This window comes from Kluyvera sp. (assembly GCF_047971185.1).
GTDB lineage: Bacteria > Pseudomonadota > Gammaproteobacteria > Enterobacterales > Enterobacteriaceae > Kluyvera.
This window is the reverse complement of record NZ_JBKDZH010000018.1, coordinates 77,180-92,057: the sequence shown is the minus strand read 5'-3', so window position 1 is coordinate 92,057 and position 14,878 is coordinate 77,180. Positions and strand designations below refer to the sequence as shown.

The following is a 14,878-nucleotide window of genomic DNA, read 5'->3' as shown; positions in this document are numbered from 1 at the left end:
TATGAAGCCGTCCATTATTCTCTACAAAGCGTTACCTGACGATTTACTGCGTCGCCTGGAAGCGCATTTTAGCGTTACCCAGGTGCCTAACCTGCGCCCGGAGACGGTGGCGCAACACGCCCAGGCGTTCGCTGATGCGGAAGGTCTGCTGGGCTCGAGTGAAACCGTCAATACCGCCCTGCTGGAGAAGATGCCTAAGCTTCGCGCAACGTCGACCATCTCCGTGGGCTACGATAACTTTGACGTCGAGGCGCTCAACGCCCGCCGCGTGCTGCTGATGCACACGCCAACGGTGCTGACCGAAACGGTCGCCGATACGCTGATGGCGCTGGTGCTCAGCTCCGCTCGTCGCGTGGTGGAAGTGGCCGAGCGGGTGAAGGCCGGTGAGTGGACCAAAGGCATCGGCCCGGACTGGTTCGGTATTGATGTGCACCATAAAACGCTGGGGATTGTCGGGATGGGCCGCATCGGGATGGCGCTGGCGCAGCGCGCGCATTTCGGTTTCAACATGCCGATTCTCTACAACGCGCGCCGTCGCCATGAGCAGGCGGAGGAGCGCTTCAACGCCCGCTACTGCGATTTGAACACCCTGCTGGATGAAGCGGATTTTGTCTGTCTGATCCTGCCGCTAACGGATGAAACGTACCACCTGTTCGGCGCCGAGCAGTTTGCCCGCATGAAGTCATCCGCCATCTTTATCAACGCCGGCCGCGGCCCGGTGGTCGACGAAAAAGCGCTGATCTCCGCGCTGCGTAACGGCGATATTCACGCCGCCGGTTTGGACGTGTTCGAACAGGAACCGCTGCCGGCCAGCTCCCCGCTGCTGACGATGCCCAACGTCGTCGCCCTGCCGCATATTGGCTCCGCGACGCACGAAACCCGCTACAACATGGCGGCCTGCGCGGTGGATAACCTGATTGATGCGCTGCAAGGGAAGGTGGAGAAGAACTGCGTGAACCCGCAGGTGCAATAAGTTCCGAAATGATGCCATCGCCCCGCGATGGCATCATGATTTAAAACTCAGGTCGCAGATTTATTCTTTTCACACGCTACAGTAGTCCTTCACCTGGAGGGAAGGATGAATATTTTCAACATTTTGCGTGATGTCCCCTTACATAAAACGGAAATATCAATACTCGACTATATTCAAAATAATACCGAGCGCTGTCTGCGCGAAGGCATTCGTTCAGCGGCGACAGCCTGTCACAGCAACCCCTCCACGCTCGTTCGCCTAGCCAAAAAGCTGGGCTACAGCGGCTGGCTGGAAATGGTTTACTTTATAAAATTCAATATTGCGCAGCCCCGGCTGGAGCTCACCAACGATCGCAACTTTATGCATATTGAGCCAGCGAACAAAATCAACGATCTGTTCGCGCTGATAGAAAATGCGAAGTTGCTCATCCACGGTAGCGGGTTTTCGCAGCTGGTCGCCCAGTATGTTTACAATAAATTTCTGGTTACCGGCGTTAACGCCAGCCTCTCGTTATGGCCTGATTACGAAATTCTGGAACAAAAAACGGCCACGCCGTGGGAGTGCATCTGGATAATATCAAAATCGGGAAGAAGCACGTCGACCTTAAACTGGCTCAACGCCCTGAAAAATAAAAACATCAAACTGGTTTGTTTTACCGGCGATCATAACAGCCCGCTTGCGCAGGCTGCGGATATTGCGTTTATCATCCATGACCCGCAAAAGTTTGATGACGATATCTACTGGTCAAATCCGTTTTTTGGCTACTGCATTCTGGCCTTTGAACAGTGCCTGAAGCAGTGGTTCGATGATAAAAATCAGCGCGCTCTGGCGCTGTCCTGAGCCAGAAAATCCTGCAACAAAACCGAAAATCGATATTCACTGGCCGCCGGGAGCGCGGAGTAAACCGGATTAGCAAAGAACACCGTACGCTCCCCTTCCCGGCCCTCCAGGCGGAACATATCCGCAGCACCGGGCACCACCGTATAGTCATAAGATTGACCATATAACTCATGAATACACTCACCGTTGCGTATCATTCTCCAGGTCAGCGGGCGCTCGGTACACTCAGCCTGGAAAATGACCGGCTCGCTGATCTGGTCGCCCGGAAACACCGGTACGCCGTGGTGAAGCATGTTCAGCGTACAGGTTACGTTATGACCGATCAGGGTTCGCCCCGACCGTAGCCCCTGAAGCAGCGCATCCAGGCTCAAACCTTCACAGTAAATCGACACGCGGGGCAGCCCTAGCGGATAGCCGCCCTGCACGCCGGGTTTATGGGCGTCGCTCCCGCCGGACGCAAAGATTCTCAGCCCTTTTGACCATAAAAAATCAAAAAAGCGAATGGCTTTTTCATTATCAATGGGCTGATCGGCAAGATGCGGGGCGTTAATCACTTCCAGCAGGTGAACCGAGCGTAAATCAAACTCATGCCCCAGGCTGATACCTTCAGCAAATGGGTGATTGATTGAGAGCACGTTTCCCGCCTGTGCGAGGTCGGTGTGCAGCCGCGAGATGAAATCGGTGACGTTGATACCGCCTTCACAATACTGACTATAATCAATGAGTTGCTTAACGCCGAAAACGTTGTAGTGCAGCTCATTATCAAACGTCAGCTCGGTAGCGGGGATAATCAGAGGCCGACAATCCGCAACATGAGTGGTCACAATGGAATGGTCGGTGATGGCCAGAAAATCCATCTGCCGCTGCTCGGCAATATGCAGAACGTCATCCAGCGCAACGCGACCGTCTGAATAGAGGGTATGGGCGTGGAGATCGCCGTGATACCAGCGGTGCTGTGGATTCACAACGCGAGCAAACGGCTGGTTTAACACATCAATCTGCGGCTTGCCGCTGCCCGTCACGGCGCCGGGAACGCAGTTGATATCAATGGCGGCTTCGCCCAGCAGCTTCCCCGGTTTAACCACCGTAAACTGCCACTCTCCGCCCGCTATCGGCCCCGGCACGGTTAAATTCGCCTCATCGCTGATAGCCTGGCGCAGGCAGTAGTGCTGGATCCGCGATTTCCAGGTGAATAGCGCCCGAAGGCGCTTTGTCGGATCCTTAAGCAGCAGAAAGAAATGTTCAAACGGCCCGTTAAGTAGCGTGATATGGATGTCGCTGCCCGCCGGAACGTCCACTACCGAGGTGTGAACTTCGCAGGTTTGCTGCGTAAAGCGATAGGTTAAACGCATTTCATGCCTCCAGCAGCTCTCTGACCTCAACGGCGATTCGGCAGACATCAGGGCCATAAACAACCTGCACCCCATTCTTGCCGACGCGGACCACGCCCATTGCGTTCAATTCGTTTTTCCAGTGCCGATCGTCGGCGATCAGTTCAACGTTGTGCAGGATCACCCGCAGACGAGAGATACAGTTATCCACCTCAACAATATTTTCCTGCCCACCCAGCGCGGCAATGATCTCCCCGGCAAGCCCATTGGCCGGGGATGCATGGCCTTTATCAAGCTGAGGTGCGGCTCCCTGTGCGTTCTTTTCGTTGTAGTCCTTTTTACTGTAGAGTTTGATATCACCGTCATCTTCGGCTTCGTCGCGCCCCGGCGTTCTTATATTAAAGTACTGAATACACAGCCTGAAAATAAGATACGACACGATAAAGAAAATCGGGAACAGATAGAGGAATGGCCACATATTGAGCTTTTCAGGGCGGAAGATGAAGGGGATCCAGTCCTTAATATTGCCCTGATACACCGATACCTGGCTAAATTCGGCCAGCACCTCGCCAATCGCCGCCAGCGGCGCATACACCAGAAAATAGAGCCACGGCGCAATAAACAAGAAGGTGAACAGAATCGGTTCGGTAATGCCAAATACAATCGTGGAAACCACCACCGAGATAAGCAGCGCCGCCACTTTCTTCTTATTTTCCGGGCGCGTGGTGTGGTACATCGCCAGCGCAATGCCGGGATAAATGGCGAAGTTAATGATCGCGTTGCCGCCCATAAATGCTCGCACCAGCAGCTTTCCAGGCTCCGAAGAGGCTAACTGGGCCATCTGAATCGCGGAAGTACCGGAAACAATCACGCCGTCGACTACCGTGGAACCCCCTAGCTCAGTCCAGCGGATAGGTAACGACAGCAGAGGGTGCATACCAAATGGGATCAGGATTTCATTAACAAAGCGGTACACAAACGTGCCGATTAAGCCGGAATCATGCACAAAACCGGCAAAATTCCCGAGCACATGGCCGACAAACGGCCAGCAGAAAAAGAAAAAGATCCCCAGCGCACCGCCGGCCAGCAGCGACAGGATGGGAACCGTACGGGTCCCGGAGAAGAAAGAGAGGATCACCGGCAGCTTGGTATTGTAGAAACGCGCATGCACGGCCGCGATGCTGAAGCCGACGGCAAGACCGCCAAACACCCCGGTTCGATAGGTAAAATAGCCCAACTCGGTGGTAAACAGCGCGGCGGATTTCGTCGCCTGAATGGTCGACTGCCCTTGTGAAACAAAGCTGCTAATGGTGGTGTTATCGACGCTCAACCCGTGGTTTTTTAACAGGATAGATATCGTCGTCAGCATGGATATATAGGCCACCATGGCAGAAAACGCAGCCCAGCCGTTTTCCTTTCTCGATAACGAGAACGCGACGCCGACGGCATAAAGGATGCCAAGGTTTTTAAAGATTACGTCGCCAAGACCTTTTATTACGCTGAAAAATTTAAAGAAAAAGGAATGTGACCAGCTGTCCCAATGACCGCCAAGCGAATTGATGGTCACTTCCGAGGTTAGCGCGCCGCCGACGCCTAATAGTAGCCCGCCAATCGCCACCAGAGAGATGGGAACCAGCATCGCTTTGCCATAGGTTTGTAGTTTTTCTTTCATTTCGATCCCTGTAACTCAGTCGTCAACCCAGAATCCTCTCCCGGGTAGTGCCGGAAAACCGTGCCAGCCAGAGGCGACACGGTTTTCCCGACTACCGGGCTACCCACATCTGAATCTGGCCTCCTTACTGCCAGTGCCGATATTGAGGATCGTCCAGATAGGCATGAACCAGTTTTGTCGCGAGGCTCCATGAACCAATTAAGGGGTGAGCCATTAAAGCCTTAACCGCCACATCGCGGTTTTGCGTCAGAATGGCCTCAACGGCCAGCCGCTCATACTCCTTCACGCAGGAAATCATATTCTTCTGCGCCTGCGGCACCGCGCTTGGTTTAACCGGCGTCAGCCCCTGGCTGTTCAAATCGCAGCTGATTTCAATCACATCATCGGGACGTAAAAAATCCAGCGTGCCGTTATTGGTTAACGACACCACGATTCGCTTGGTCTGCTGGCTGTTAACGGCTTCCAGAATATCCAGCGCGACGCCGGCATAGCCGCCGGTATCCGGCTCTTCAATAAACTGGGTTAATGTTAATGCCGCTCTCGGATGCGGTTTCTCCTTCTGCGATTCACTCTGCATATAGCTATTTTCACGGCACAGATAATGCTGCATCCAGATATCAAACGCGTCTTCCGGGTGCTGCTTTACGTCAATCGTCAGCAGCGCTTTGCGCATCTGCTGGTTAATTCGCGCGATCTGTTCGCCACGGGTTTCCGCCGCCTGCTGAATAGCGTCAAGCGCTTCCTGGCGATAATAGTAATAATAGAGATATTCATTCAGCAGCTGATTATCACATTGCGCCACCAGGTCCGCAGAGAAATACTGCATGGTGGTTTTTTCATATAGCGTCGCATTTTTTGCCAGCGCGGCCGAAACGGGCACGCCATCAACCGTGATATTGCTAAACCAGGAGAAATGGTTTAATCCATAGCATTCAACCTTCAGGGCGGATTCATCACAGCCCAGTACGGCTGGCAGTTCACGAATAAGTTCGGATGGCGCGTCACAAATACCGTATACGCGACGTTTGAAACCGGACTTAATAATCGCTTCCGTCACCATGCCTGAGGGATTGGTGAAGTTAAAGAGAATGGCGTCTGGCACCGCCAGTTCTTCAATCATCCGGCAATAGTCCAGAATCGCGGGGATGGAGCGCAGCGCCATGGCAAAACCCGCCGCCCCCGTTGTCTCCTGGCCTAACGTATTATGCGACAAGGCAATGCGTTCATCCCGCACCCGGCTTTCATCGCCGCCCACACGCAATGTGGTAATAATATAATTCGCGTTTCTGATTGCGCTTTGCGGGTCTTCGCTGAGCGAAAATTGAATATCCGGGCGAATCGACTGAAAGACATGTCGGGCGATTTCACCAAAGGTCGCCAGATTTTCTGCTGAATTATCCAGAAACACGACTTCAGTCAGATTAATGCGATGCGCATTCCATGCCAGCGATTTGGCCAGAAATATCGATCTGACGCCGCCGCCACCGATTACGGTTAATTTCATAAAGGCTCCAATGCTATTCCATTCCCGGCGATGTCAGATGTTATTTATCCGACATCATTCACATCAGGAATTAATTAATAGAATAATCAGCAAATAATTAATGAATAGATAAATCGACAATAAACATCATGCGTAAATGGGTTATAGCAATGCGAAATAGAGAATGGAATAGCGGGAGGAAAATAGGTACAAACCGTCAGCTGATGCAAACCCGTTTCATGCCGGAGGCAATAAAAAGCCCCTCATACCAGCGGATATGAAGGGCCTGAAGTCCGTTAAAAACGTTATTTGGTGGCGTTAACCGCCGCAGTCCACGCCTGGCTAAAGGCCTGATGCTGTGCCGCGAGCGGGCCAATCAGCGCGTTATACTGGCTAGCCTGCTGCGAGGTCGGGAACTGAATACCGTTCGCCACAAAGCTCACCTGCGTACCCTGCTGAGCAACAAAGTCGCCGACCTGCACCAGCTGCTGGGTGAAGACCTGGGCGGCGGGGATCAGCGGCTCCAGCGCTTGCGCCGGGGTGGTAACCACTTTGCTGTAGACCTGATCGAAGACCGGCTTCAGATCGTCGGCCTGCTTCAGCGCACCGTGCGCGGCATCGGCCTGCATTTTGGCGTTTTGCAGCTGCTGGCTCAATACGCCCAGCGAACCATTCGCCTGACGCAGCGGCTCGCGCTGGGTCATGTAATCCTGCGGTACGCGAATGGCGTTCACGCTATCAACAACCGGACGCAGACCCGCGTCCATCGCCTGGCTCACCTGCTGTGAATAGCCATAAATGACGGCGTAGTCGGAAACAAACGGACCGAACTGTTTTTTCTGGTCAGCCGTTAGCGTCGGCAGGCGTTCGCCGCCACGCATTACCGTATTCTGCAGGAAATCGACGAATGCTTTACGCTGATCGCCTTCCTTATCAAAACACCCACTCAGGCTAACAACCATCAATAACGCCGCAAGAGGCGCAAACCAGCGAGAGCAGGACTTTCCTGTCGCCATTTTCTTACTCCTTCAACCAAAAAAAGCGCAAACCGGCACACACGTGCCTGACGGTGTCAAGGATAGTCCAGAGCCGCGCCGCAAGATACCTTTTTCATACGTTCCGCTGCGGTTGACTGGAAATGTTAATAAGCTGTTGCATCCATCACATTTATAGCAATGAAATCACAGGCAAGGAATAAAGTTAACCTAATGATATTCAGCAATTTTTTACAATAATTGCGATTCCCGCCAGGCGCAGGGAACGATAATCGCACACTTCCGCCCGGCGGCACGTTGTGGGAAGACCCGGTAAGTGATTTGATTAAATGAACGATTAACGACAATACGTTCGATAATCGCCCAAACACCTCACTACCCGTGGGAGAGACAAGAGGATAAAGCCCGCTCTCTTACAACGCTTAGCAGGAATTACCGCATGACAACACAGACAACAACGGATATTCAGGCTTTTATCAACCGCCATCCTTTCTCAAAGTACCAGTGGATGATTCTGGTGCTGTGCTTTGTGACCGTCGCAATGGATGGATTTGATACCGCCATTATTGGTTTTATTGCCTCTGACCTGGTGCAGGAATGGGGCGTACAAAAGTCCGATCTCGGCCCGGTGATGAGCGCCGCGCTGGTCGGTCTGGCCGTGGGCGCATTAACCGCTGGCCCCATGGCTGACCGCATCGGCCGCAAGAAGGTGCTGGTGCTGTCCATTCTGGTCTTTGGCGGTTTCAGTTTGATTACCGCTTTCGCCACTTCGCTGACTCAGCTGACCGTGCTGCGCTTTTTAACCGGCCTGGGGCTGGGCGCGGCGATGCCTAACGCCGCGACGCTGATGAGCGAATATGCGCCGGAACGCCGCCGCGCGCTGCTGGTCAACCTGATGTTCGTCGGTTTCCCGATTGGTTCGTCAATGGGCGGCTTCATCTCTGCCTGGATGATCCCGCACTATGGCTGGCAGAGCGTGCTGATTCTCGGCGGCGTGATGCCGCTGGCGCTGGCCGTCGCGCTGATTTTCCTGCTGCCGGAATCCGCGCGTTATCTGGCGGTAAAAAATCAGCCTCAGCAGCACATTGCCCGCATTCTGCGCCGTATCGCGCCACTGCCTGACAACACGCATTTCGTATTGCAGGAGGCCGGCCAGGTGAAAGAAAAGTCCGCGCTGGGCGTGATTTTCTCCCCGCGCTACCTTGTGGGTACCGTGATGCTGTGTCTGACCTACTTTATGGGGCTGCTGATTTTCTATCTGCTGACCAGCTGGCTGCCGCTGCTGATCCGCGAAACCGGCGCAACCCTCAGCCAGGCTTCGGTAATCACTGCCCTGTTCCCGCTGGGCGGCGGTATTGGCGTACTGGTGCTGGGTGCGCTGATGGACAAGATGAATCCAAACAAGGTGGTGGCGGTAGGCTATCTGCTGACCGGCGTCTTTGTCTGCCTGGTGGGATTCTCAACCCATAGCCTGGTGCTGATGGGCGTGATGGTGTTTATCGCCGGCACCATCATGAACGGCGCGCAGTCTTCGATGCCCGCGCTGGCCGCCGGATTTTACCCAACTCAGGGGCGCGCCACCGGCGTCGCCTGGATGCTGGGTCTGGGCCGCTTCGGGGGCATTCTCGGTGCCTTCAGCGGTGCCTTCCTGATGCAGGCGGAGCTGTCGTTTAAAACCATCTTCGCCCTGCTGGCCATTCCGGCGGTGCTGTCCGCGATTGCGCTGATGATCAAGTACGCGGCCGGTAAACGTCAGCAGAATCAAGGCAACAGCGACCCGGCGTCGCTGCCGGAATCTGCGCAAAAAGTCTAATTTTTGCCCCGGCAGTCAGGCTGCCGGGGTTTCATGACGCTTTTTTACAAAACACCAACAGACCTTAAGTCTACCTATTTATCAGTACATTAGCGTCATTTGTATCGGCTATTGTTCCCGCTTCGTTGAAAAACATAGACAGATAACGTTTGCTTTTGAGGTCAGAAGTATGCGTTAATGCCTCCACGGTTTGACATACAGACCACAAAGCAGTTGAGTAAAGCAGTTCCCTTCAAGGTTATCCATTGGTACCCCTCGTAGCGACATTTCCTTTACGCTTTAAATTCTGTAAAGCATGCCATATCGCCGTAAGGCTCAATTAATTTTTAAAGTTAATTTCTATGTCCGTTAAAATGAATGGTATCGTAAAATGGTTCAACGCTGACAAAGGTTTCGGCTTCATCACTCCTGACGATGGTTCTAAAGACGTGTTCGTACACTTCTCTGCTATCCAGAACGATGGCTACAAATCCCTGGACGAAGGTCAGAAAGTTTCCTTCACCATCGAAAACGGCGCTAAAGGCCCGGCAGCTGGCAACGTAACTTCTCTGTAAGTTCACGCCGCTAAGAATACGAAATCCCTGCCTTATGGCGGGGATTTTTTTATTTATAACGCCGTAAAAACCCAACCGCTCTCTTGCCATGTCAGGCTGTGCGTCAGCTTCAGCCCCTGCAAAAACGCCTCATCGTGCGACACCACAATCATCGCCCCGGGAAACCCCGCTAGCGCGGCTTCAATCGCCTGAACCGATGTCAGATCGAGATGGTTGGTGGGCTCATCCAGCAATAAAAGCTGCGTCGCCTCCCGACGCCACAAAACGCAGGCCAGCGCTGCCTTTAAGCGTTCCCCACCGCTCAACATTGCCAGCGGTAGATTAACTTTCTCCGCGCCGAGCTGCAGCTGTGCCAGACGGGTACGCAGTGCGCCTTCCGCTAACGGCGTTTCTCCCGCGCGTAGATGTTCTATCACCGAGCGTGACAGGTCCAGCTGAGTGAGGTGTTGATCCAACCATGCCGCGCTAACCGACACCTGACAGCTCCCACCGAGCGGCGTTTCCAGCCCCATCAGCGTTTTCAGCAACGTGGTTTTGCCACAGCCGTTCGGGCCGCGCAGCGCGACACGCATCGGGCCGTCCAGCCGCCAGTTAAGCGCAGGCGTCGAGGAATGGGCGAAGCGCAGCGCGTCCAGGACCAGCACCTGTTTGCCCGCCGCCACCTGGCTGCCAGGCAGGGTAAACATGACCGGCGCGTCTTCTTCCACACGCTCCCGCGCCTGCGTTACCGCCTGACTCAGCGCCGCGTTTTGCTGCCGATGCTGATTGAGCAGCGTCCCCGGCCGCTCGCGCGCCGCTCCCTTGTATTTTACGCGCTCAAAGGAGGCGATATTCAGGCTATCGACAGTGCGCAGGGTTTTAGCCGAGCGCCTCTGGCAATCATCGTGTTCCTTTTGCAGACGCGCCCGAACGCGACGCCGTTCAGTGGCGGCATGCTCCAGCGCCGCTCGCGCCGCCGCGCGTTCAGTATCGCGCTGCTGCTGGTAATCCGCGTAGCTGCCACCGTAGCTGCGTAGCGCCGACGCCGTCAGTTCCAGGATGCGCGGCATTCGCGCCAGGAGTTCACGATCGTGGCTGGCAATAAGCGCGCCACCTCGCCACTCATCAAGCTGGTGATAGAGCCATTCACGCCCGGGACGGTCAAGATGGTTGGTCGGTTCATCAAGCAACAGATAATCCGCGCCGGAGGTAAACGCCGCACAGAGCAGCGCCTTCACCCGCTCGCCGCCGCTCAGGGAAATCGCGGGGCGGTTTGGGTCAAACACCCCCAGCCCCGCCGCCAGAAACGCGGTATTCAGACGCTCTGGCAGATCCCAATAACCGTCAAGCGTCTCAACATCCTCCGCCAGCCCATTGCCGCTCGCCATGCGCTGCAGCGCCGCAAAGTGCGTGTCGTAGCCGAGCAGGGTGGACAGCGTCATTTCAGGGGAGACCGTATGCTGCTGCGCCACATAGGCCCACGAAGTAAGAGATTCAATATGCCCGTCAGAGGGAACATCTTTACCCGCCAGCAGACGCAGTAGCCGGGTTTTCCCTACGCCGTTGCGACCGACAAGGCCGCATAACGACCTCTCCAGCGACAGATTCAGCGGGCCAAAAAGGGTATCGCCCGTCGCAAACTGACAGGTGACCTGATGCAAAATAAAAGAGGGGGATTGCGCACAATGGGCCATAAGCACTCCTGAGTGAAATCAATAACTCCCCTGCCCGCGGCATGTGCCCGGCAAGGATTCGAATTCAGCAGGTGTGTTTGTCCATTTTCAGTGTGCCTCAGTGAGACGAGGGATTCGTCGCAACAAGGATAAACGTATTGTGCGGCGGGTTTCAAGACTATTTTTTACGCAGCGCGCGAAACGTAAAGAAAAAAGCCTCCGTAGACAGGAGGCTTTTATATTATTGAGATCAATCTAATTGGGTGCAAAGAGAATGCATCACGCCGTCAGAATGGCGGGGACGATGCCCCGCCATCAGCCCTTACTGTTTAATATCGCAGGCTAAAGATGCCGCTAATTCAGTACGACCTTGCTTAATATGCAATTCACATAATGAATCACGAACCATCCAGGTAAATAATAGAATAGTGAGACATTTCACTATTAAACTATACAACATAGATTTTTGCGGCATCCCTCGCCTCCTGTGTTGATTTTCAACAAGTAAGAGGCTACCCTTATGGTGTTCATGCATAGAGGCGGCCTCATTCTGCACAGCCCCCCAAAAGTTGGACAGAATTAACGAGGCTTCAGAGAAAGAGTCCATATTATAATGGACTCTTTTTTATTTACAGACACAGATAAAGTATATTCACAGCGACCGAATAATCCATATTACAGGTTATTATAGGCTCACTTTCTTCCCGCTCTCATCAACAACTCTTTCACCGTCCTCTTTAGTAAATGCACCTTTTTGAGACTCCGGGATAATATCCAGAACAACTTCTGAAGGACGACACAGACGAGTTCCCAAGGGGGTTACTACGATAGGGCGATTAATCAGAATAGGATGTTCCAGCATAAACCCGATTAATTGCTCATCGGTAAACTTACCATCAGCAAGACCAAGCTGTTCATAAGGTTCAACATTCTTGCGCAGCAATGCACGTACCGTAATTCCCATATCTGAAATAAGTTTAATAAGCTCATCGTGGGTCGGGGGCGTATCGAGATAATAAATTATCGTCGGTTCGTTGCCGCTGTTACGGATCATCTCCAGCGTGTTGCGTGAGGTGCCACAGGCCGGGTTGTGATAGATGGTAATGTTGCTCATATCAGTATCTCATTACAAAGTGACAGAGAGCCGCCACGCCAGCGCGGCCAGAGTGACAAACAGCACCGGCACAGTCATAACAATGCCGGTACGGAAGTAATATCCCCAGGTAATCTTTATATTTTTCTGGGCAAGCACATGTAGCCACAGCAGGGTTGCCAGACTGCCAATCGGAGTGATTTTCGGGCCTAAATCGCAGCCAATCACATTGGCATAAATCATTGCCTCTTTGACGACGCCGGTCGCCGTACTCCCGTCAATCGACAGCGCGCCAATCAGTACCGTCGGCATATTGTTCATCACTGATGAGAGAAATGCCGTCAGGAAGCCGGTGCCGAACGTCGCTGCCCATAACCCCTTGTCTGCCAGCAGATTCAGCACGCCAGACAGGTACTCCGTGAGCCCTGCATTGCGCAGGCCATAGACCACGAGGTACATGCCCAGCGAGAAAATAACGATCTGCCATGGCGCACCGCGCAGGACTTTCCCTGTGTTGATGGCATGGCCTCTTTTCGCCACCACAAACAGCACTGCTGCGCCAGCCGCCGCTATCGCACTGACCGGGATCCCCAGCGGCTCCAGAACAAAGAAACCGACAAGCAGCAATAACAGGACAATCCAGCCCGCCCTGAAGGTTGCCGGATCCTTGATCGCGCTGGCAGGCGTCTTCAGCAGCGAAACGTCGTACGTGGCCGGAATATCCCTGCGGAAGAAGAGATGCAGCATGATCAGCGTGGCCGCAATCGCTGCCGCATCCACGGGGATCATAACGGAGGCGTACTGCGTAAAGCCCAGACCAAAGAAGTCCGCCGAGACGATATTCACCAGGTTAGAAACAATGAGTGGCAGGCTGGCCGTATCTGCAATAAATCCTGCGGCCATGACAAAGGCCAGTGTCGTGCCCTGGCTGAACCCCAGTGCGAGCAGCATCGCAATCACAATCGGCGTCAGGATCAACGCGGCGCCGTCATTGGCAAACAACGCAGCAACAGCGGCACCGAGCAAGACTATCCAGGTGAACAGCAGGCGGCCACGTCCGTTACCCCAGCGGGAGACGTGCAGTGCGGCCCATTCAAAGAAGCCGGACTCATCGAGCAGCAGGCTGATGATGATGACCGCAATAAATGCCGCTGTAGCGTTCCAGACGATATTCCAGACAACGGGAATATCAGCGATATGGATGACACCGGTTCCCAGCGCCAGCACTGCCCCGATACTCGCGCTCCAGCCAATACTCAGGCCTCTGGGTTGCCAGATCACCAGTACCAGCGTCAGTAAAAATATACTCCCTGCCAAAAGCATATCAGACTCCGTTATATATGATTATGTAAATGTGTTTTTCTTTCTCAGCAGGAGGTGCAGGCTGATTTATCCAGCCATTCACGCACATCCTCCCGCATACACTGCCAGGTCGTCGTGATTGTCTCTGCTGCCCATGCCGGTATGTGGGGTGACAGACGATAGTGGATCCATTTGCCTTCCCGACGGTCAAGTACCAGCCCGGCCTCGCGCAGGATAGCCATATGTCGCGATATTTTGGGCTGCGATTCGGAGGTGGCCGCACAGATATCGCAGACGCACAGTTCTCCGGACTCCCGGAGAAGCATGACGATGGCGAGCCGGGTTTCATCCGACAGGATTTTGAAAAGCTGAACAGGTTGTAGCATTTTTCACTCCGTTCCCTTTAGAATACACATATGGTAAATCATATGTATTGATTTTGAAATCACCTGCTCTCTCCGGAGGAGAAAAATGGAACAATTTCCTGCCCTGAATACTGAATGCTTTGATCAACACATTGCCGAACGCCTGCACCTGCAGGAGCCCCCCAGAATCCTGATCCTGTACGGTTCAGTGCGAGAACGTTCCTACAGCCGCTTTGCAGCAGAAGAAGCTGGAAGGCTGCTGTCAGTCATGGGCGCAGAAGTGAAAATGTTTAATCCTTCAGGGCTACCGTTACCCGACGATGCGCCAGAAACGCATCCGAAAGTCGTTGAGCTTCGCAGCCTGGTCAGATGGTGTGATGGAATGGTCTGGAGTTCCCCGGAACGGCACGGTGCCATGAGCGCGATAATGAAAGCTCAGATTGACTGGATTCCATTAAGTGAAGGCGCTGTTCGCCCCTCTCAGGGAAAAACTCTCGCAGTAATGCAGGTCTGCGGCGGGTCACAGTCCTTCAATGCTGTTAACCAGATGCGGATACTGGGCCGGTGGATGCGTATGTTCACAATTCCCAACCAGTCCTCCGTAGCAAAAGCCTGGCAGGAATTCGATGAAAATGGGCGCATGAAGCCGTCCTCATGGTACGACCGTATCGTTGATGTCACTGAGGAACTATTTAAAATAACGCTGCTACTGAAAGGGCATACGGGATACCTTGCCGATCGCTACAGCGAGCGAAAAGAGAGCCACCAAGCGTTATCAGCACGCGTTAATCAGAGCAAAATCTGA

Annotated in this window: 14 protein-coding genes; 5 read left to right on the top strand and 9 right to left on the bottom strand. The window is 53.7% G+C overall.

The window, feature by feature from the left end; translation table 11 throughout:
* Position 1: 1 nt before the first annotated feature.
* Together ghrB and ACK5JN_RS04645 are read left to right on the top strand one after the other, a co-directional pair.
* The gene (gene ghrB / locus ACK5JN_RS04650; protein ID WP_416869075.1) at positions 2-973 is read left to right on the top strand and encodes a glyoxylate/hydroxypyruvate reductase GhrB; all 972 of its coding nucleotides are present in this window, start codon (positions 2-4) and stop codon (positions 971-973) included.
* 105 nt (positions 974-1,078) lie between these two features.
* Positions 1,079-1,813, top strand: coding sequence for a MurR/RpiR family transcriptional regulator (locus ACK5JN_RS04645; RefSeq protein ID WP_416869074.1), 735 nt, complete (start codon positions 1,079-1,081; stop codon positions 1,811-1,813).
* Here ACK5JN_RS04645 and ACK5JN_RS04640 read toward each other — a convergent pair.
* The 4 genes from ACK5JN_RS04640 to ACK5JN_RS04625 form a co-directional block, all read right to left on the bottom strand.
* Complete coding sequence (locus tag ACK5JN_RS04640; RefSeq protein ID WP_416869073.1) at positions 1,789-3,165, bottom strand: CehA/McbA family metallohydrolase; 1,377 nt, start codon at positions 3,163-3,165, stop codon at positions 1,789-1,791. The genes ACK5JN_RS04645 and ACK5JN_RS04640 overlap by 25 nt on opposite strands.
* A gap of 1 nt (position 3,166) precedes the next feature.
* Complete coding sequence (locus ACK5JN_RS04635) at positions 3,167-4,816, bottom strand: PTS transporter subunit EIIC (RefSeq protein WP_416869072.1); 1,650 nt, start codon at positions 4,814-4,816, stop codon at positions 3,167-3,169.
* A gap of 124 nt (positions 4,817-4,940) precedes the next feature.
* Entirely contained in the window at positions 4,941-6,320 is a 1,380-nt protein-coding gene (locus ACK5JN_RS04630) for a glycoside hydrolase (protein WP_416869071.1), read from the bottom strand.
* Positions 6,321-6,604: 284 nt separating this feature from the next.
* The gene (locus tag ACK5JN_RS04625) at positions 6,605-7,315 is read right to left on the bottom strand and encodes a DUF3053 domain-containing protein (RefSeq protein ID WP_416869070.1); all 711 of its coding nucleotides are present in this window, start codon (positions 7,313-7,315) and stop codon (positions 6,605-6,607) included.
* Between the two features lie 418 nt (positions 7,316-7,733).
* Here ACK5JN_RS04625 and ACK5JN_RS04620 point away from each other — a divergent pair, with 418 nt between their 5' ends.
* On the top strand, positions 7,734-9,107 hold the full coding sequence (locus ACK5JN_RS04620; RefSeq protein WP_416869069.1) for an MFS transporter: 1,374 nt from the start codon (positions 7,734-7,736) through the stop codon (positions 9,105-9,107).
* Between the two features lie 341 nt (positions 9,108-9,448).
* On the top strand, positions 9,449-9,661 hold the full coding sequence (gene cspA, locus ACK5JN_RS04615; protein WP_416869068.1) for an RNA chaperone/antiterminator CspA: 213 nt from the start codon (positions 9,449-9,451) through the stop codon (positions 9,659-9,661).
* 53 nt (positions 9,662-9,714) lie between these two features.
* Here cspA and ACK5JN_RS04610 read toward each other — a convergent pair whose 3' ends face one another.
* From ACK5JN_RS04610 to ACK5JN_RS04590, 5 genes are all read right to left on the bottom strand, one after another.
* Positions 9,715-11,334 (bottom strand): ABC-F family ATP-binding cassette domain-containing protein, encoded by a 1,620-nt coding sequence (locus tag ACK5JN_RS04610; protein WP_416869067.1) that lies wholly within the window; start codon positions 11,332-11,334, stop codon positions 9,715-9,717.
* A 301-nt stretch (positions 11,335-11,635) separates the two neighbouring features.
* The gene (gene hokA / locus ACK5JN_RS04605; RefSeq protein WP_416869066.1) at positions 11,636-11,788 is read right to left on the bottom strand and encodes a type I toxin-antitoxin system toxin HokA; all 153 of its coding nucleotides are present in this window, start codon (positions 11,786-11,788) and stop codon (positions 11,636-11,638) included.
* Positions 11,789-11,998: 210 nt separating this feature from the next.
* Positions 11,999-12,427, bottom strand: a complete 429-nt coding sequence (gene arsC, locus ACK5JN_RS04600; RefSeq protein WP_325950991.1) for a glutaredoxin-dependent arsenate reductase — start codon at positions 12,425-12,427, stop codon at positions 11,999-12,001.
* Between the two features lie 12 nt (positions 12,428-12,439).
* Positions 12,440-13,729, bottom strand: coding sequence for an arsenic transporter (locus ACK5JN_RS04595; protein ID WP_040150692.1), 1,290 nt, complete (start codon positions 13,727-13,729; stop codon positions 12,440-12,442).
* Positions 13,730-13,773: 44 nt separating this feature from the next.
* Positions 13,774-14,094 (bottom strand): transcriptional regulator, encoded by a 321-nt coding sequence (locus ACK5JN_RS04590; RefSeq protein ID WP_040150694.1) that lies wholly within the window; start codon positions 14,092-14,094, stop codon positions 13,774-13,776.
* An 85-nt stretch (positions 14,095-14,179) separates the two neighbouring features.
* Between ACK5JN_RS04590 and arsH the strand changes: the two genes are divergently transcribed.
* Positions 14,180-14,878, top strand: coding sequence for an arsenical resistance protein ArsH (gene arsH / locus ACK5JN_RS04585; RefSeq protein WP_040150695.1), 699 nt, complete (start codon positions 14,180-14,182; stop codon positions 14,876-14,878).